The sequence below is a fragment of the Sphingobacterium cavernae genome (genome assembly GCF_008520265.1).
Lineage (GTDB): Bacteria > Bacteroidota > Bacteroidia > Sphingobacteriales > Sphingobacteriaceae > Sphingobacterium > Sphingobacterium cavernae.
Genome location: NZ_VIQM01000040.1, coordinates 71660 through 93489 on the forward strand (window position 1 = coordinate 71660; position 21830 = coordinate 93489).

Here is a 21830-nt window from a genome sequence, read left to right on the forward strand (position 1 = left end):
TTTCTATTTATAACCCTATAAAATCAAAAACATGATTAGAAAAATTTTAGTTGCTTTAGTGTTGATAGCAAATACAGGTTTTCTTTTAGCACAAGGAACTGTAGAAGATTACACAAGGGCTAAGAAATTTCGTGCAGCCACTGCGGATGCGGTATATCATATTCCGTCAAACATCAAATGGAATGCTAAAGGTGATGCGTTTTTCTATGAACAACGAACTTTAGCAGGTAAGGAATTTATTTGGGTGGATGCGACTGCGCGCAAAAAAGAGCAATTATTTGATGTTAAACTTCTGGCTGAGCAATTAGAAAAATCTTCTGGACAAAAAGCTGATATCAATACACTGAGTGGATATACGATCAAATTGTTGGAGAAGGATTCGGTGGAGTTTACGTTTAAAAATGCCATATGGCATTGGAATAGAAATAGCGCGAGTTTAAAAAAAGTACGCAATACGGAAGAAAATACGAGAGGGGGTGGCTATTGGGGGCAACGTCGCGATGATACACACGGTCGACCTGTTCTTTCGCCAGATAAGAAGAAAACAGCTTACATCAAAAATCATAATGTGTATTATGCATTAGTAGATGATCTGAAATCTGAAAAGCAATTAACCTTCGATGGTAGTCCAGGTGAATATTATACTTCTTATATTCAATGGTCTCCCGATAGTAAAAAAGTCGCTTCGACGCGCGCAACAAGGCAAGAGGTACGCATATTGACCTTATTGGAATCTTCTCCTTTGGATCAGTTACAGCCTAAATTACAAACTCGTCACTATGCTAAGCCAGGTGACGCTTTGCCCCAATATTATCCAGTGATTTGCAATATAGAAACAAATAAGTTATTTGAAGTAGATAAGCAGTTAGTCGATAATCAATTTTCGTTGGGGTATGTTTCATGGCGTCAAGACAGCAAAAGTGTGACGTTTGAATTCAATAAGCGCGGTCATCAACAGTATGCAGTTGTAAAATTGGACGCTGAAAACGGACAGAGTAAGTATATCATTAATGAAGTCAGCAAAACATTTATTGATTACAGTGGCAAAAAATACAGATATGATGTAAACGATGGAAAGGAGATAATTTGGGCTTCGGAAAGAGATGGTTGGAATCATCTGTATCGCATTGATGGTGAATCGAGTCAGGTCCTGAATCAAATCACAAAAGGCGATTGGGTAGTGCGTAAAGTGGTTTATGTAGATGAAACAAATCGTCAGATAATATTTGAAGGTAGTGGTAAGAATACGAATCAAGATCCATATTTAATTCACTATTATAAAGTGGATTTCGATGGTAAAAACTTGAAAGAATTAACCAAAGAAGATGCGAATCACACGGCCTATTTCAATGCAGACCATTCTTATTTTGTAGATCAATATTCTTTGATTAATAAAGCTCCTGTTACCGTGTTACGTGATCTTTCAGGCAAAGTAGTGCTGGAGTTGGAGAAAGCAAATGAATCCAATATGTATGATTTGGGTTGGAAAGCACCTGAAATCTTTACAGAAAAAAGTAGAGACGACAAATATGATATTTGGGGAATAATCGTACGTCCAACTAATTTTGATCCGAAGAAAAAATACCCCATTATCGAATATATTTATGCGGGTCCGCATAGTTCTTTCGTTCCAAAAACATTCAATACGAATCCAAGTGGCATGCAAGAGCTAGCAGAATTGGGGTTTATTGTCGTTCAAATAGATGGTATGGGTACATCCAATCGTTCTAAAGAATTTCATAATGTAGCTTGGAAGAATCTGAAAGATGCAGGTTTCCCAGATCGTATAAAATGGATAAAGGCTGCAGCGCAAAAGTATTCCTACATGGATGTGGAGCGAGTAGGTATCTATGGTACATCAGCAGGTGGTCAAAGTTCAACGGGCGCGGTCTTATTTTATCCAGAATTTTATAAAGTAGCTGTATCATCCTGTGGTTGTCATGACAATAGAATGGATAAAATATGGTGGAATGAACAATGGATGGGTTGGCCTGTGGGCCCTGAATATGCCGAATGTTCGAACGTCGAAAATGCATATCGATTACAGGGTAAATTGCTGCTGATCGTAGGTGAGGTGGATGACAATGTTGATCCGTCTTCTACGTATCAATTGACCAATGCTTTAATCAAGGCAAATAAAGATCACGAGATGATTATGGTCCCCGGAATGGGTCATTCTTCAGGAGGTGATTATGGCGAGCGTAAACGTCGAGACTTCTTTGTAAAGCATCTACACGGTATAGATCCTCCAGCTTGGAATGCGTATTAACATTTTGATATTGAAATAGTAATAATATAAAACACAACAGCAAAAACAGATTTGTTATAATATGACAAATCTGTTTTGTAATTTGTAGACACCTATTATAAACAACTTAAACATGCCTAGAAAATTAATTTTAATTTATTTAATCCTTTTTTTTCATTCCTTCTTATTCGCTCAGCCGAAAGTCCAATTATCTAAAGTAGGTGAGGGGTGGTCAAAGAATACAGTCAATACGGCTGTGTTTCGTAAAAATTCTCTCGTCAGCAACTCCACTTACCAATACATAGCTTATTACGATGAAAAGGGGGACCTAACAGTTGGACAGAGAAAATTAAATAGCAAAGATTGGTTTACGCAAAGCACCGGTTTCAAGGGAAATGCAAATGACGCACACAATGTGATTAGTATCATGTTGGATGGAGATGATTATTTGCATATTGCTTTTGACCACCACAATTCTAAATTACGGTATATAAAATCTTTGAAACCAAATAGTTTAGATTTTTCGGATGAAATCCCAATGGTAGGCCAACAAGAAAGGGTGGTATCTTATCCCGAATTTTTCAAATTGCCTAACGGTAATTTATTTTTTATGTACCGGGATGGTGGCTCAGGAAATGGGAATTTGATGATAAATCAATACAGTGTTAGCGATAAAAAATGGACACGATTACAAAATAAATTAATCGATGGAGAAGGCAAACGTAATGCGTACTGGCAAGCTTATATAGATAACAAAGGAAAAATACATATTTCTTGGGTATGGCGGGAGAGTCCAGATGTAGCTAGTAACCATGACATGGCGTATGCATATTCAGATGATGAAGGACTAACCTGGAAAAAAACTACTGGACAAAAGTATAATCTGCCAATTACAGCATCGACAGCGGAGTATGCAGTCAGAATACCCGAAAAAAGTGATTTAATAAACCAAACAGCGATGTCTGCTGACGCAGACGGAAATCCTTTTATTGTTTCCTACTGGAGAGATAAAAACTCAGACAAACCGCAATATAAATTGGTGTATTTTAATCTTGGCAATTGGGTTACGCAATCTTTTGATTTTAGAAAGACTTCGTTTACGCTAGGAGGATATGGAACAAAGCAAATTCCCATCTCGAGACCACAGTTATTAGTGAAAGGTAAGGGCGATAAAGTTAAGATTTGGATGCTTTTTAGAGACGAAGAACGAAATAATGCAGTTTCTTTTCTTCATTGGTCACAAAACAAACCTAATAAGTTTACGATTGAAGATTTGTATCCAGAATCTGTAGCCGCATGGGAACCTACCTACGATACCGAATATTGGCGAAATAAAGAAAAATTAAGCTTATTTGTGCAGCATACAGTACAAGTAGATGGTGAAGGACTTTCAGACAGTAAATCTACGACTGTCAAAGTTTTAGATTGGAAACCGTGACCGTACATGTACCGAATTGTGTTATCCTATTAACCAGTATTTTATAAGCTATTTCATTTTCATCTATCTGTATAAATGTTAAATATCTTGCTGTATTCAACATGACAGTCCATAACAGTTAAATTAATTTTTACAAATATCTTAGTTTTTATATAAAACCTTAATCAAATTATGAATGCAATTGCGGGGGTATTATTCCATTTTATAGGAGGCTTTGCGTCTGGAAGTTTCTATGTTCCATATAAAAAAGTACGAGACTGGTCATGGGAAGCGATGTGGATTTTGGGTGGATTATTTTCATGGATAATCGTTCCTCCATTGGCAGCTTGGCTTACGATTCCTAATTTTTTTGAAATAATAGGAGACGCTAATTCAAGTGTGTTAGGTTATACATTTCTTTTTGGTGTATTGTGGGGGATAGGTGGACTGACGTATGGTTTAGGTGTTCGATACTTAGGTGTTTCGTTGGGAAGCAGTATTATACTAGGATTGAGCATGGTGTTAGGTGCACTGATGCCTGCAATTTACTATTATTTTAATCCAGCAGATGGCAAGCATAGCATAGATTTCTTCTTTACGACCGCGTCGGGATTGTGTGTAATGGCGGGATTAATTCTTTGTATTGTGGGGATTTACCTGTGTGGAAAAGCTGGAGTTTTGAAAGAAAAAGGCTTATCAAGTGCTGGTGTCACCGATAAAACAGATTACAACTTTGGTGTTGGGATTATTGTGGCATTAATTTCAGGGGCTTTAAGTGCATGTTTCAATTTTGCTATTGAAGCAGGAAAGCCGATGGCTGATGTCGCTAATGCACTTTGGAAATCAGTTAACCCAGGACAAGGAGAATTCTTATATCAGAATAATGTTACCTATATCGTCATACTTTGGGGAGGATTTACGACGAATTTTATTTGGTGTGCGTATTTATTATTAAAAAATAAGACCCTTACAGACTACTCGAAAGCAACAGCTCCTTTAAAGAAAAATTTCTTGTTGTGCGCTTTAGCAGGTACGACATGGTATTTGCAATTTTTCTTTTACGGCATGGGTGAGAGTCGCCTTGGGAATGGTGCAAGTTCATGGATTTTACACATGGCATTTATCATATTGATTTCAAATGCATGGGGTGTGTTCCTAAAAGAATGGAAAGGTGTGAGTAAACCAACCTATACGGCCATTATATCTGGTATTGTCATTATCATCCTATCTATTTGTGTGGTAGGATTCGCGAAAACTTTAGAATAAATATTACAAAGATTTATGCAAACAAAAACATATCAACATGTGAATTACCTTTGGGATGAGGAAAAAGCTAAATCCTTAGAAGGAGATGAAGTAGCGTTATTATTATACCGATCAAATATCTTGGGATCGGATCTGAGGATAACGAATTACGGAGGCGGTAATACATCATGTAAAGTAATGGATAAGGATCCATTGACAGGTGAAGAAGTGGAAGTAATGTGGATTAAAGGTTCTGGTGGTGATATCGGCACATTAAAGAAGTCAGGTTTAGCTGCATTGTATGTAGAACGACTTCGTAATCTTGAGAAAGTGTATCGCGGTATCGAGCATGAAGACGAAATGGTCGAGCTTTTTAACCATTGTATATTCGATTTATCATCGAAGGCGCCTTCTATTGATACGCCGTTGCATGGTTTTCTTCCATTCAAACATATCGATCATTTGCACCCAGATGCTGCGATTGCTATTGCGGCAGCAAAAGATGGAAAACAAATTACAAAAGATTTGTTCAAAGGAACAATAGGTTGGGTAGAATGGCAAAAGCCTGGTTTCGATTTAGGTTTGCAATTGCGCGAATGCTTAGCCGAAAATCCAGGTATCCGTGGAATTATGTTGGGGTCGCATGGACTTTTTACATGGGGAGATACGGCGTATGAATGTTATTTGAATTCATTGGATGTCATCGAGACTTGTGCAACTTATTTGGAAGAGAATTACGGTAAGTCAAGACCTGTATTTGGTGGTCAAAAAGTAGATAGTCTAGTACAAGAAGATAGATTGGCACAGGCTGCTGCTATTGCACCCATATTAAGAGGATTTTGTTCAAGTGAGCGTCCTATGATTGGTCATTTCTCTGACGATGCTAGGGTATTGGAATTTATCAATTCCAATGATTTAGAAAAATTAGCTCCTTTGGGAACAAGCTGTCCAGATCATTTCTTACGCACTAAGATTCAACCTTTGATTCTGAATTTGGATAAAAACGAAGACTTATCAAATATAGAAGCGATAAAATCAAAATTGCTTCCATTATTTGAAGCGTACAGAGCAATGTACACGGATTATTATGAAACATGTAAACACCCGAATAGCCCTGCTATTCGCGACAGAAATCCAGTAATCATAATCTATCCAGGAGTCGGAATGTTTGCTTTTGCAAAAGATAAGCAAACAGCACGTGTGGCTTCGGAATTTTATACTAATGCTATCAATGTAATGAAAGGAGCGGAAGCGGTGAGTGAATATACTTCACTACCGAGACAAGAAGCTTTCAATATTGAATATTGGTTATTGGAAGAGGCGAAGCTACAACGTATGCCTAAGCCAAAAGCATTATCGGGTAAAATCGCTTTGGTAACTGGAAGTGCAGGTGGTATAGGTAAAGCTATTGCAAAGCGTTTTGCACAAGAGGGAGCAGTAGTCGTTTTAAACGATTTGAATCAAGAGAGATTAGCAGATGCAAAAGCAGAATTTGTTGGCTTGTTTGGCGCGGATAATGTTACGACTGCTGTCCTAGATGTAACGAATCAAGAGCAAATAGAAGAAGCACTTAAGGTGGCTGCATTAGTATTTGGCGGTGTGGACATTGTGGTGAATAATGCCGGACTATCCATTTCAAAATCTATTGAAGACCATACCCAAAAAGATTGGGATTTATTATATGATGTATTGGTAAAAGGTCAGTTTATCGTTACACAGGCTACTTCTAAAGTAATGAAAGCACAAAATATTGGTGGTGATATCGTCAATATTGTAAGTAAAAATGCCTTGGTTAGTGGTCCGAATAATGCGGGCTATGGTTCTGCTAAAGCAGCGCAATTGCACCTTAGCAGATTGAATGCAGCGGAACTTGGCGCCTCAAAAATTAGAGTAAATGTGGTTAACCCTGATGCGGTTATCTCAGATAGTAATATTTGGGCTGGAGGATGGGCCGAAGGTCGAGCTAAAGCTTACGGTGTTACGGTAGAAGAATTACCTGCTTACTATGCAAAACGAACATTGTTGAACGAAATAATCTTGCCAGATGATATAGCCAATGCTTGTTTTGCATTTGTAGGCGGTGAGCTAAGCAAATCCACAGGAAATGTATTGAATGTAGATGGCGGAGTAGCCATGGCATTTGTCCGATAACAATTATTAAATCAAGTACGATAGTTAGAAAAATAATTTCTATTTTTCTAACTATCTAAACCTATATACTTATGAAAATCGAGCAATCTATCATAGATCAACATAACCAAGAATCATTAGCTAAACATACTAAACAAGTCGATTTCTTAAAGGATAGTATTTCGAACTTTGAGGAAATCGTAGCGAAAGTACAAAAATTTAATATTGCTATTCCGAGCTGGGCATTAGGGACAGGCGGTACGCGTTTTGGTCGCTTTAGTGGCAAAGGTGAACCGGGAAATTTGGAGCAAAAAATTGAGGATGTAGGCTTATTACATGCATTGAACAAGTCGAGTGGAGCGATTTCACTTCATATTCCTTGGGATATTCCCCAAGATGCGGAGAAAATTAAAGCTTTAGCATCATCCTTTGGATTGGCATTTGATGCGGTGAATTCAAATACTTTTCAGGATCAACCGAATCAAGCATACAGTTACAAATTTGGATCATTGCAACATGTAGATCCAAATGTACGTAAGCAAGCGGTAGCGCATAATATTGAGGTGATTAAGCATGGTATTGCTTTAGGTTCTAAAGCGTTGACAGTTTGGCTGGCAGATGGTTCTTCGTTTCCAGGTCAATTGAATTTCCGTGAGGCATTCCAAAATACATTAGAAAGTTTAAGAGAAATATACAAGCATCTTCCATCGGATTGGAAAATGTTTATTGAATACAAAGCCTTTGAGCCTAATTTTTATTCGACGACTATTGCAGATTGGGGACAATCATTATTATTAGCGAGTAAATTAGGAGATCAAGCATACACATTAGTGGATTTAGGGCACCATTTGCCAAATGCAAATATCGAACAAATCGTGTCTTTGTTATTAATGGAAAACAAATTAGCAGGCTTCCATTTCAATGATAGTAAATATGCGGATGATGATTTGACTGCTGGAGCGATCAAGCCTTATCAATTATTTTTGATTTTCAATGAATTGGTAGAGGGTATGGATGCACGAGGAATTGATCACGCAACAGGCTTGGGATGGATGATTGATGCTTCGCACAATTTGAAAGACCCATTAGCCGATTTATTACAATCTGTAGAAGCAATTAAAATCGCCTATGCACAAGCATTGTTCGTGGATCGTCAAGCGCTAAAAAAAGCACAGCAAGAGAATAATGTAGTAGCTGCACAAGAAATATTACAAGATGCTTTTCGTACAGACTTGCGTGCTCTTGTTGCAGAGGCAAGATTGCGTGAAGGTGCTGCATTAAATCCAATTAAATTGTTCAACGACATTAATGTGAGACAACAATTAATAGATGAACGTGGCGAATCCACTGTAGCGACAGGATTGTAATACTTAGATAAGGAAGGATGGGAAAGGAGCGTATACCTGTTATTGCAATATTTGACGTTGGTAAAACCAACAAAAAGTTATTTTTATTTGACGAACATTATCAAATCGTTTTTGAACGTTCGGCAAGATTCATGGAAACCGTCGATGAGGATGGCTTCCACTGCGAAAATTTAGAAAGTTTACGATTATCTGTATTTGATTCATTACACGAAGTTTTTCGTAGAGCTGAATTTGATATTAAGGCAATTAATTTCACTTCCTATGGAGCGAGTTTTGTCTATTTGGATCAAAATGGTAGACCGCTGACACCGCTGTATAATTACTTGAAAGAATATCCCGTTGAGCTACAGGATGACTTGCATCAATCCTATGGAGGCGAAAATAAATTTGTATTGGATACCGCTTCTCCATCATTGGGAAGTCTTAATTCGGGCAAGCAAATCTATCGCTTAATGAAAGAGCAACCTGAGGTTTTCAATACGATGAAGTATGCATTGCATTTGCCTCAGTATCTAAGTTTTTTGGTTTCGGGACAATTGTATTCGGATATGACAAGTATTGGATGTCACACTGCATTGTGGGATTTCAATACGAAGAATTACCATCAATGGGTTAAAGATAGCGGTATAGATCAGAAGCTTGCGCCAATTGTAAACGGCAAGGAAGTATTTTCAAGTACATTTCCTGGAAGTACGTACAAGGTTGGAACAGGTTTGCACGATAGTTCTTCAGCTTTGATTCCTTATTTGGTCAATTTTCATGAACCATTTGTACTGATTTCAACGGGTACTTGGTGTATTTCGATGAATCCATTCAACGATGAACCTTTGACTAAGGCAGAATTGGATCAGGATTGCTTATTTTATCTTACGTACAACGGAACACCCGTAAAGGCTTCAAGATTGTTTGCGGGATATGAACACGAGACGCAGTCAAAACGAATAGCTGATCACTTTAATGTGACTACAGCACGATTCAAACATTTTGAGATCAACTGGCGTATTATCGAAGGACTGAATCTGGGACAAAGTATAGCTGTTTTCACACTAAATACATTCGCTGAATTAGATTTAGACAGGTTCAAAACCTACGAAGAAGCTTATCATGCGCTGATTTTTTGTCTTGTAAATGCTCAAGTAGAGTCAACAAAATTGGTTTTAGCTGGTCAAAATATTAAAAGAATATTTGTAGATGGTGGCTTTAGTAAAAATCATATTTATATGAATTTATTAGCTAGAAGGTTTCCTACAATTGAAATTTATGCTGCTTCTATGGCACAAGCTACGGCTATTGGTGCGGCATTATTGATACATGAACACTGGAACACACTACCATTTCCTAATAATATTATTGAATTGAGATATTATAGAGCTTAATATTATGTAATAATTTTTTGTGATAAATCTGCGCTCTAAATCTTCTTGAAGTTTAGAGCGTTTTTTTATGATATACTATTTATAAAAACTTAAATTATGTTTTCAAAAGGATTAATAATACTAATCACAATATTGCAATTTTCGATGGTTTCTGCTCAACACAGACAAATATTCGATTTTACAGGGCAGAAGTCTAAGGACAAGGAGGTTTTCATACTGAATAATCTAATAAAGTATGGCAATAAAGGCTATGGATTTGATTTAGGAACGGAGAATTCTGTTGAATTCGTGAAAAGTAAAAAGAAGCAATCCTTGTATAGTAACAAGCCATTTTATTTTTCTGCTAACGTGCCTGAGGGAAACTATCATGTCACGATTATCTACAGAGGTCTAAAGAGCCATACAATTCATTCTACGGTGCGTTCAGAATCTCGACGTTGGTCTTTAGATCAAGTTGAAATTCCAAAAAATAAGAAAGTAACTAAACAGTTCAATGTTCACATCAAAAAACCAAAAATACGAGAGAATAAGTCTGTACGTTTGAAAGCTCCACGTGAAATCGAAAAATTAGATTGGGACAATAAACTGACTTTAGAATTTCAGGGTGAAAATAATATAGAACGTATTATTATTGAGCCTATTGAAGTTGCCACAACGTTGTTTTTAGCGGGTAACTCAACAGTCGTAAATCAAGAACATGAGCCTTGGGCTTCTTGGGGGCAGATGATTCCACGTTATTTTGATTCGAAAATCGTGGTAGCCAATCACGCCGAATCAGGATTAGCTTTAAGTTCTTTTCTGTCATCCAATAGATTAGAAAAAATACTTTCTGTTGCCAAGCCTGGCGATTATTTGTTTATAGAATTTGGTCATAATGATCAAAAGGAAACTGGAGAAAAGGCAGGTGCAGATAACGGATATACGGAGAGATTAAAATATTTTGTAACACAATTTAGAGCTATTGGCGGCATTCCAATAATTGTTACTTCAACAGCTCGACGGTCATTTGATGCGAGTGGAAATCTAAATTATACATTAGGGGATTATCCAGAGGCTGCACGAAAAGTTGCACAAGAACTAAATGTCCCTTTAATCGATTTAAATAAATTGACACGTGAATTTTATACGGAATTAGGTGTAGAAGATTCTAAAAGAGCTTTTGTGCATTATCCAGCCAATACATTTCCGGATCAACCCCAACCATTACAAGACAACACGCACTTTAATACTTACGGAGCAGGACAAATTGCGAAGATGATGTTGTCGGAAATTCAGCGATTAAAGCTCCCTATAGCAAAAAATATCATCGATTTTAGCAACTATTTGACTAAGAGCCCAGATAATTTTGAAAATTGGAATTGGCCGTTAAGTGTGCTAAGTAGCGAATTAAAGCCGGATGGCAATTAATAATATACTGATTTACAATCTGTTATGAAGATTGTTTTCGTGTTAGTACTTACTTTTAGCTAATTCAAAGACATATTGTGATAACATATATTACAGGATAGTGCAGGTTGCTGTATTTTATGCGATGTAATATATTTGATATATAACATTAGAAAAGCATATAACCAATTAATCACTATCCAACATCAAAGGATGTGGTTTTACCAATTATAGAAGGAAAACAAAATTTTTATTAACAAGAGGAATGGAGTAGGCATTAATCAGAACATATGCTGTTAGTCCCTGTTTCAAAAACAGTTATCGTGAATTTTCAATCTTGAGATATTCACTGATAATAGACCTATGATTTACCAATATAAACCTACAAGACTATTGTATGAGTATTAAGAGAACTGTTTTATTTACGTGTTTATGTTTCGCGACTATCATTGTGGGATGTAGAAAGGAAGCATTTGACGCCTATTATGGTAGACCGAAAGGTTTAGCAAGTCCCATTTATCAACAATTGGATTCTATGGGTGACTTTACGTATTTCTTATCCTGTATCGAAAAAGCGGGCTATAGAAATACATTAGGATCTGCATCCTCATGGACTGTGTTTGCCCCAACGGATCGTGCTTTTCAGCAATTTATGAGTGAAAACAATATCAGCGATAGTAGTAAAATTGATAAGAAGCTGGCAGAAAAGATCGTGCGTACTGCGATGGTATATGATGGTGAACGCTTAGAAAAATTGAACGATTATTTTTCAGCTAGAGGTTGGGTCGCAGGTCAAGCATTTAGAAGACGCACAGTATATTATGATTTTGTAGAAGATGAAATCCTTTCAAATGGAAATACTCGGAAAATAGTGTCAACAAATAGGATGGCGAACATTCCGTACGTAGAATCAGATAATAACAATAAACATCTGAGTTACTTTTTTAACAGTTATATGTCGGCTCGAAGTCTTACTGCTGGAGATTACAATGCATTCTTTCCTAATTCCACCTATACAGGTCTTAATGTGATGGGTGCTACTATAGATGTTAATCGAAGTAATATACTTGCGGAAAATGGATATATACATGTCGTTGATAAGGTTTTGTTACCAGAGAAAAGTATCGACCAATATTTGCGAGGAAATGACAAATACAGTGAATTCAAAGGTATGTTAGACTTGTTTGCGACGTATACGTATAATCCTACACTTACGCGTAGAAATGAAGTACTTACTGGAAAAAGAGATTCTGTATTCGTAAAAGGCTATGATAATTCTATAATGTTAGCCTTGAATAATGAAAATTATGTGAAGGAAGATGTGAATGATGCACAATATAATAATCTTTCAATCACAGTTCCTACAAATCAGGCCTTACAAGATTTTGCTAAACGTGTGTTATTGAAATATTATCCTTCAGGTACTACTATTAAAGATTTGTTCTACAGCAATCCTTTAGTATTATCTGAGTATATAAAATCTCATTTTTATCTTACCCAATTATGGCCATCACAATTTAGTAGTGCGCCAAATGTATTGGGTGAGACGACTAAGTTGGCTACGCAAAATATAAACGAAACCAAATTATTAAGTAATGGTGCTTTCTATGGTATCAACTCTTCTCAACGTGCAAATGTATTCCAATCTGTTTATGGAAATGTGTTATTAGATCCAAAATATAGTTTCATGAGACTTGCATTGGAGCGCGTGGGATTACACTTGACCCTTCGTATCCCTACGATTCGATATATGTTAGTTTTGGTGTCTGATGAAGATTTATATCAAATGGGTTTTGATTATGACGCGTATAATACTTCCGATCCAATCCGTTACAAAGGTGGAAATGGAACACCAGAAATGCGTGAGATATTATCATCACACATTATACCATTAGAAACTGATCCTATACCCACATTAAGTGGTAAGGGAATATTAGAAACTTTTTCTGGAGAATATATAAAATTCGATAACATGAAAATCATGTCAAGTGGAACGCAAGACAGTATTTCGAATAGACAATACTTGGCAATAGATTCCATAAGTATTGGGAATAGTGAATCAGGTCCACTAAATGGTGCAGCAGTCTATCTCGCGGGTGCATTAACTTCATCCAATACAAATGTGGGAAATCTATTAATTAATCTGGGTGCCGAGAATGCCACCTCACCTTATAATAGATTTTTTAAGTATTTAAAATCTAGTGACTTGTTTTCTGCAACAGATGGAATTATTCGAGGAGTGGATATTGGTGCTAATTATACCTTATTAATACCTAATAATGCAGCTATAAATGCAGCCATTGCAAATGGTGATTTACCACCTGCAGAAAACACTAAAGATGTTGTGCTTCGTAACAAAATTAAACTCTTTTTACAATACCATATAACGCGTAATACGTTTGCTATTGATGGGAAGAAAGTTGGAACTTTTGAAACACTTTGTAAAAACGTAGAGGGTGAGACTTTAGCACTAGATGTAATAATAAACCAAAATAATAGGTTGCAAATTAGAGACAATCAATCTAATCTAGTTGAGGCAGATGTTGCCAATAGTAATCAATTGGGGCAACGTGTATTGATCCATTCACTTTCAGGTTATCTAAAAAACGGAATATAATTAGTATCTCACTATGACAAGACATTTTAATTTATTAATCGTTACCATCGGACTTATATTCTGTTTAATACACACAACCGCTGTAGCTCAGAATGCAGAGACAGTGATTGTTGGTAAAATTACCGATAAAGAAACTAAAGAACCTGTTCCAGGCGCAACAGTTGTGTTGAAGGATAGAGAAAATAGGACTATTGTGGGTACAACCTCCGATGTGGAAGGGAACTATAGTTTGCGAACAAAGTTGAGTGGATTACGCTTGTATGTCACTAGTACAGGATATAGAGCCTCAGCAAATATTGTTGTTGGAGACAGAACAACTATAAATGTTCAGATAGAATCTGTATCTAATCAAGTTGAAGAAGTTGTGATAAGTGCTTCTAAGCCAGTGGACGATGGTACAGGTATGGGGATTTCGAAAGCAAGGTCTACAGCTTCTATTGCAACCATTAGTATGGAAGAACTCCAAGAAATGCAGTCTGCTTCAATAGATCAAGCATTACAAGGTCGTCTTCCTGGGGTAGATATTGCTACAGTATCGGGTGATCCAGGAGCAGGTATGCAAATCAAAATTAGAGGAACATCTTCTTTAAATGGCGCTGTAGATCCATTGGTAGTTGTAGATGGTATGCCATATGATATTACAATTCCAGATGATTTTGATTTTGCAACATCAGACGACAATGCTTATGGTCAATTGCTAAATATTGCTCCTACAGATATTCAAGATATATCTGTATTAAAAGATGCGGCAGCGACTGCCATTTGGGGATCAAGAGGAGCTAATGGTGTATTAATCATTAATACCAAACGCGGTACAGTAAGCAAGCCAACTTTAGGCTATGCTTTCAAAGGATCTATATCAAAACAGCCAAGTCCTATACCACTATTAAATGGAGACCAGTACACCACGTTGTTATTGGAGGAATATTATAATGCAGGTAGAGTATTTTCTGTTTCAGAAAATGCACAACAATTCCAGTATGATCCATATAATACGTCTACTTATTACAATTTTAGTAACAATAGCGATTGGGTGGATGCTATTACACAATTGGGGTATTTCCAAGATCATAACGTACAAATACGTGGTGGTGGTGAGAAAGCACGATATATGGGATCCATTGGTTATTTCAATAATGCGGGAACTACGAAAGGGACATCGTCGGATCGTTTGTCCGCACGTATTAACTTGGATTATATCGTGTCCGAGCGTATCACATTCCAATCGGATTTGTCCTATTCGCATGTGAATACTAATCAAAATTATTTTAAGACTATTAGAGATATTGCGTATAGAAAGATGCCAAATCAAGCTATTTGGGAATATGATGAGTATGGTAATTTAACGGGCAATTTATTTACACCGGTAAGTACAGCGCAAGGGACTTATTCAGGTACATACAATCCATTATCAATGGCTAATAATGGGTTAAGTAATCAATTGGGTGATGTTTTGAACTCTAGATTTGCGGTTAACTACAAGATCATTCCAAATATTTTGACCTTGACAAGTAACCTTTCATTGAATATAAATAATAATAAAACGAAAACCTTTTTGCCTCAGGTAGCAACTGGTCGACCATTTATCGAAAACTCTGTCAATGCGGCTAGTGACTCAGATTATGACAAGTTTAACATGAGCACAAAGACTAGCTTATTATTGACTCCGGATTTTGGCCTTGATCATTTGCTGACAGGTAATTTTACTTTGTTCACGAATGAAGACAGGTATACTATTCAAGGTTTGTCATCAACTAACACCGGTTCATCGTATTTACAGGATCCATCTATTCCCTCACGGACGCTGACTGGTAATGCACAATCATTTGTTACAGAAACACGTTCTGTAGGTTTATTGGGGCAAGTCAACTATGCATTCAAGAATAGATATATATTCGCAGCAAGTGTTCGTATGGATGGTAACTCTAGATTCGGTGCTGCTAATAGGTTTGGATACTTTCCGTCTCTATCTGCTGCTTACCGCATGGGACAAGAGAAATTTATTCAAGACTTAGGATTTGTAAACGATATTAAATTTAGAGCGAGTTGGGGTAAAAGTGGTAATGCGCCAAGAAATGATTATTCCTATATCAATATTTACAACACATATGATTATTCCTATTTGGGCGAAAATGGAGTCTACTCATCGAATATAGAATTATCAGATTTACGTTGGGAGACTGTTACACAGAACAACTTAGGTATTGATATTGAGTTGTTTAACAACAGATTAATATTGGGTGCGGATGTTTACAAGCGCAGAACATCTGACTTGATGATGAATGATATCCAGATTGCTAATTACAATGGATTTAATTCATTAAGTATGAATGTAGGTGTTATGGATAATGACGGATGGGAGGCAAGTGTGTATTATGCAGCCGTTAAAAATAAAAAATGGTCAGTAAACTTAAATTTTAATATCGCTAATAACAGAAACGTTATTCGTGAAATCTCGCCACTTTATCCACGTGAGAATGCGCGAGCATCGTTAAGAAATAAATCATTCTTTACGTATTTACAAGAGGACAATCCATTTGGATCATTCTATGGGTTTCGTTACCAAGGTGTATACAAAAACACCGATGAGACTATAGCTCTTGATCGCGAAGGCAATCAAATAATTAGTCCAGATGGCGAAACTATTTATATGCGTTTTAATTATCCCACGGTTGATTATGTGTTCCAACCAGGCGATGCTAAGTACGAAGATATTAATTTCGATGGAGTCATAGATCATAAAGATATTGTTTATCTAGGCAATAGTAATCCAAAATTAACCGGAGGATTTGGAGTAAATATCGTTTACGATAAAAAGTGGTCTTTGCTTACATTCTTTAATTATAGACATGGATCAGATATTATTAACGGCACTAAAATGAATACTACTGATATGTTAGGTTATAATAATCAAAGCACGGCTGTATTGCGTCGTTGGAGACAAGAAGGGGACGTGACAGATGTACCAAGAGCTTTGTTTGGTTCAGGATACAATTCACTTGGGTCTAGTAGATATGTGGAAGATGCAAGTTTCCTACGCCTAAGATCAGTCACACTTAAATACGATTTCAACAAAAGTATTTTAGAACGTATAAAGATGGGTCAGTTGAGCACATACTTGACAGTAGAGAATTTATTCACATTCACACGATACACAGGACAAGATCCAGACGTAGCTGTGAGATACAAAGATGCATTCTCTGTGTTGATGGATAATTCGATGACTCCTCCGCTGAAAACTTTAACATTTGGTATTACTGCAAGATTTTAATTAAGAGACAATGAGAAAAATATATATTGTTAGCCTGCTAACCCTTTTTGGAATCGTAATGACATCTTGCAATAAATGGTTAGACTTACAGCCACAAGATGGTATTACAAAAGCAGAATTTTGGAAAACCAAAGAAGATGTGCGTGCAGCTTTGATGGGAATCTATTCAGCGTTGAATGCTGGTCCTGTCGAGACCAAAATATTTATTTGGGGTGAGTTACGAGCCGATATGGTAGATGTATCTAGTTATGCATTGGACGATTATCGATTAGTTAAGAATTATAATATTCTAAGTACAAATGATATCTCTAATTGGGCTGCTATGTACAGTGTGATAAACAGTTGTAATTTGTTAATAGATTTTGCACCAGACGCCAAAACTAGTGATCCCACTTTCACAGATAGTGAATATAATAGTTATGTGGGTGAAGCATTGACCATTCGAAGTTTATTGTATTTCTATTTGATTCGTACATTTCAGGAAATCCCTCTCAAATTAAATGGTTCATACAGAGATACAGATGTACAGAATATAGGTCAAGTAAATTCTGATCGTGTTTTGCATCAATTGGAAGAAGATCTTAAAAAAGCTCAAGGGTTAGTACCAGATTATCATATTTCCCCAGCCAATAATTTTTCTGTTAATTCTTCCAATACAGGCAGAGTTACAAAACCTGCTGTACACATGATGTTGGCGGAATTGTATATGTGGAAAGAGCAGTATGCTGCTGCTGAAGCTGAATTAGACAAAGTGTTGAGCACTAATCGATATCAGTTAATGGGACGTATTACAGCTAACTCTTTTGATAATCCGACTTCAGAGACAATCTTCGAAATCAGCCATACAGATTCACGTCCTAATCCGCTTACACCTCTTGTATATGTAGGTAGAATTCCTTACATCGCTTTGGCTGAAGTCATTGATGTTGATTTCTTTCCACCTAATACTGAAGTTGATACCGATCAGTCAGATAGTCGTGGTGAAGGTGTGTTATACAGAAGTAATGGGATGATTAGTAAGTACGGCACTGAAAATCCGAGCTATTTTAATTTCCCAATATTCAGAATATCTGATGCAATACTACTCAAAGCTGAGGCTGCCGCTGAGCAGGGAAGAGGAACAGAAGCGATACAGCTGCTTAATCAATTGAGAGAAAGTAGAGGAGCATTAGCAGCGAGTAATAGAGAGGTCAACGAAAACGACTTGGATGATATTGTACTTTTTATTTTCGAAGAGCGAGCACGTGAGTTTTGCTTTGAAGGAAAGCGATGGTTTGATGTTTTGAGATTAGCCAAAAAGGAGAATTACGGTAATATAGGTGTACTGATTGATGTAGTAACTAAAGTTGTAGATTCTTCTGTACAACAATCTGCATTAAACAAAGTGAGAGATTCAGATAGTCACTATTTGCCAATTCTAGAAGATGAATTGTTCAAAGATAGTAAGTTGGTTCAGAATCCATTTTATCTAAAATAAATTGATATGAAAAGAGTTTTAAATCAATATTGGATGTACAGTGTATTGACAATATTAGCAGTATTTTTTCTTCAGGCTTGTATGAAAGAGGAATACAAACAGAGTACTTCCGAAGAGGTAAATATCACTGGCTATTTGGAGAATAATAAGGAAAACTTTTCTTTATTAATTGACATTCTCTATAAATCAAAGACTGCTGGATTTTTAGGTGCGTATGGTACATACACCATGTTTGCTCCTACAAATGATGGGGTGACCGAATGGATGAAAAGCAAAGGAAAATCTAATGTTTCGGATTTTACGGAAGCAGAATTGGTTGATTTTGTCAAATACCATGTTGTACGAGATACAGTAGGTACCACTAGATTTACCGATGGTAAAATAAAATCACCTACATTATTTGGTGAATATTTATTTACAGATGTAGCGAATCAAACATTCCGTATCAATAAACATGCTTTTGTTACCAAAAGTAATATCCAGACAGGTAATGGACTTGTGCATATTATTGATAAAGTATTGACACCACCGGATCTAAGTTTAGCGGAGATGATTGAGAAAGATACGCGTTATTCCATCTTCACCCAAGCATTGAAAGAGACAGGATTTTATGATACATTGTATTTTAAAAGAGGAAATACTGTACCTGTTGAGAAACGTTTTCAAACAGTCATCGTTGAATCTGATTCTTTATTAAAGGCGCAAGGAATCAATGATTACGCCGCATTCAAATCTCGCTATTCGCATCTAAATAATCCAAAAAATCCACAAGACAGTCTTTGGCTGTATATGGCATACCACATCATGAATGATGGTAAATTTTTGGAGGACATCATTCAGTCTATGTCTTTGTACACGTTAGCACCAAAAGAAATTATAAGTACCAAATTCGAAAATTCGAAAATATTATTGAACGAAGATATATTCAATGGAGTATTAGAGCCAGGTGCTGAATTAAATCGTAGTAGGTCTGACGTCCAAGCATCTAATGGTGTCTTACATGAGACGAAGGATGCCTTTAGAATCAAGGTGAGACAACAAGTTCCTGTTTATTTTGATGTAGCGTCTTCTCCAGAACTGGTATCGGCATTAGGCGGTGCTTACCGCAATAGACGTGTATCACTGATTGCAAATGATAAGCCTATAGCCAATTCATTTACATTCTTACCACTAAATGTAAGCACATTGGCTACTAATAGTTATGGAATTTCAGCTATCAATGATAAGAGACCATATGTAAACGGTGACTTTTTAGACTTGACATTAAGCTGGACTAGTGCTGCACGTGCACAAAGTTTTGAAATTAAGACACCATTCTTGGTTAAAGGAAGATATAAAGTATGGGTTTGTTATGTGCAAAATGGTAATGCTGCAACTTTGCAAGCGACATTCAATCCTGGCAAAGCGGATGAACAAGTGCTGCCAAATCTTGTCATGCTGAATCAATCCTTGAATGGGGGATCAGGAGTCAGCACTACAGTATTACGTGATGATCCAAATGCAGACAATTTATTACTAGCGCAAGGTTATAAACGCTATTATGCGACTGTAGGCGATTACAATCCTAATGGTATTACGCAAAATTTAAGACCTAAAGATGGCGACGGTACGTTGAATATTGGTCGTTTAGTCGGCACTATCAATGTCGAAACGACAGATAGACATACATTGAGATTTACTGCTGTAGCTGAACCTAGATGGCAAAGTAATGCAGTATGGTTGGATATGATTCATTTTATACCAGCTGATGATCCAGAACAGATTTATCCAAGATTCCACCACTATCCAGGAGAATTATTCTATAGACCACAATAATAGATTTACGTAAGCATGAAGAAAATTTTAAAATATTTAATGCCGATACTTTGTGTTTGTCTAGCCAGTTGCAGTGACAAATGGGAAGAACATTTTGGTAGTGACGGAAATAATTCGCAGTTGAATTTATTTGAAATAATTTCGACCACTTCAGACTACAGTTCTTTTGCAGATCTATTGCAAAAATCTGGCTATGCTGATCACTTGAAAGCGTCTAAGAATTATACGGTACTTATACCGACAAATGATGCGATTAATGCAGTAAAGAATGAATATAATTTTAATGACACTGCTGTAGTACGCAGTTTTGTAGGCTATCATATTATTAATTCCATTTACGGAGTTAATGATAATTCGGATACTATTAAAGCGCAAAATTTCAGAAATAAATTTGTTGAGTTTACACGCGGATCATTCGATGGTGTAATACCATCATCAAAAAATTTAACGGCTAGTAACGGATTGTATCATGTTATTGGTCAACCTCTGAAACCATTAAGCAGTATATATAATTTAGTATTGCAAGAATTTGGCAATACTAAACAAGTAGAGGCTATATTATCATTTGATACAGCTTATGTAGAGAATGGGGAGACTTTGTATAAAACAAGTCCAGCTTGGGTGTCTGAGGTACGTCGAAATATGACAACGGAAAATAGGAAGTATACATACTTTGTCGTAGATGATGCCGTATTTGAATCGGAGTATACGAAGTTATATCCCTATTTTAAAACCAATTACGAAGAAGGTAATACCCATCGACCAGATAGTACGACCACTTATTTTGCTAAAAAATTCTTGTTAAGAGATTTTATTGTTGAAGGCGATTTATTAGAGAATGAATTAACGCAGGAATTAACGACTATCAGTGGAACAAAATTTACAATCCCAGCTGGGAGTGTAATAGCACGACACAAAACAAGTAATGGTGTGGTGTACAGAATCAAGAACATCAATTTTGACATTGCGAATCAGATTAAAGAAAAAGTAGTATTGGGTGTCAATCCGATTGGCTATAAGCAATCCGACAAACGTGGCAATACTTATTTCAGAGACAAAAGAGATACGCTAGGGAATTTATACAATGATATTGAAGTTCATGGGCATGGTGTAACAGCATTTTATGTTAAATACCGGGCTACAGCTATGAATGTGGTGAAATATAAAGTGTATGGAAGAGCGATTATGGGATTATTTGGAGATCCGCAAACTGCAGCTTTTTCACAGTATGTACACTTCTTAAATCCTGCGCTTACCTCTGCAAATGAGGTTGATTTATACAAAAAATCAGTAATCAATCACCTAGGAAATAGCGACACTCGTTTCAAATTTGACGTGCAACCGCTGAATCATAATGAAGTGTATTTGGGCGAAGTAACACAAGACAATTTTGGAAACTTACCCCTTATTGTAATGTCTAACGGCACCGGACCTATTATTTTGGAATATTTACGATTTGTTCCTGTTATTCAATAATCTAT

The 21830-nt window shown here is 36.5% G+C and carries 12 protein-coding genes; all 12 read left to right on the top strand.

The window, feature by feature from the left end; translation table 11 throughout:
* Window positions 1-31: 31 nt before the first annotated feature.
* A complete protein-coding gene (locus FLS47_RS07900) occupies window positions 32-2269 on the top strand; it encodes a S9 family peptidase (RefSeq protein WP_149913829.1) in 2238 nt (745 codons plus the stop codon).
* 112 nt (window positions 2270-2381) lie between these two features.
* Window positions 2382-3686 carry a BNR repeat-containing protein gene (locus FLS47_RS07905; protein WP_149913830.1) on the top strand — a complete coding sequence of 435 codons (1305 nt, stop codon included), beginning with the start codon at window positions 2382-2384 and terminating at the stop codon, window positions 3684-3686.
* Window positions 3687-3857: 171 nt separating this feature from the next.
* Window positions 3858-4931, top strand: a complete 1074-nt coding sequence (gene rhaT / locus FLS47_RS07910) for an L-rhamnose/proton symporter RhaT (protein ID WP_149913831.1) — start codon at window positions 3858-3860, stop codon at window positions 4929-4931.
* A gap of 15 nt (window positions 4932-4946) precedes the next feature.
* Window positions 4947-7061 carry a bifunctional aldolase/short-chain dehydrogenase gene (locus tag FLS47_RS07915; protein WP_149913832.1) on the top strand — a complete coding sequence of 705 codons (2115 nt, stop codon included), beginning with the start codon at window positions 4947-4949 and terminating at the stop codon, window positions 7059-7061.
* A gap of 71 nt (window positions 7062-7132) precedes the next feature.
* Window positions 7133-8407: a TIM barrel protein gene (locus FLS47_RS07920; protein ID WP_149913833.1), complete on the top strand. Its 1275-nt coding sequence runs from the start codon at window positions 7133-7135 to the stop codon at window positions 8405-8407.
* A 17-nt stretch (window positions 8408-8424) separates the two neighbouring features.
* Window positions 8425-9783 carry an FGGY-family carbohydrate kinase gene (locus FLS47_RS07925; RefSeq protein WP_149913834.1) on the top strand — a complete coding sequence of 453 codons (1359 nt, stop codon included), beginning with the start codon at window positions 8425-8427 and terminating at the stop codon, window positions 9781-9783.
* Window positions 9784-9879: 96 nt separating this feature from the next.
* Window positions 9880-11190 (top strand): rhamnogalacturonan acetylesterase, encoded by a 1311-nt coding sequence (locus tag FLS47_RS07930; protein WP_149913835.1) that lies wholly within the window; start codon window positions 9880-9882, stop codon window positions 11188-11190.
* Window positions 11191-11566: 376 nt separating this feature from the next.
* Window positions 11567-13786, top strand: a complete 2220-nt coding sequence (locus FLS47_RS07935) for a fasciclin domain-containing protein (RefSeq protein ID WP_149913836.1) — start codon at window positions 11567-11569, stop codon at window positions 13784-13786.
* A gap of 13 nt (window positions 13787-13799) precedes the next feature.
* Window positions 13800-17057, top strand: a complete 3258-nt coding sequence (locus FLS47_RS07940) for a SusC/RagA family TonB-linked outer membrane protein (protein WP_149913837.1) — start codon at window positions 13800-13802, stop codon at window positions 17055-17057.
* A gap of 10 nt (window positions 17058-17067) precedes the next feature.
* Window positions 17068-18534, top strand: coding sequence for a RagB/SusD family nutrient uptake outer membrane protein (locus FLS47_RS07945; protein WP_149913838.1), 1467 nt, complete (start codon window positions 17068-17070; stop codon window positions 18532-18534).
* Between the two features lie 6 nt (window positions 18535-18540).
* Window positions 18541-20349 (top strand): fasciclin domain-containing protein, encoded by a 1809-nt coding sequence (locus tag FLS47_RS07950; RefSeq protein ID WP_149913839.1) that lies wholly within the window; start codon window positions 18541-18543, stop codon window positions 20347-20349.
* A gap of 15 nt (window positions 20350-20364) precedes the next feature.
* On the top strand, window positions 20365-21825 hold the full coding sequence (locus tag FLS47_RS07955; RefSeq protein ID WP_149913840.1) for a fasciclin domain-containing protein: 1461 nt from the start codon (window positions 20365-20367) through the stop codon (window positions 21823-21825).
* The last annotated feature ends 5 nt before the right edge of the window (window positions 21826-21830 follow it).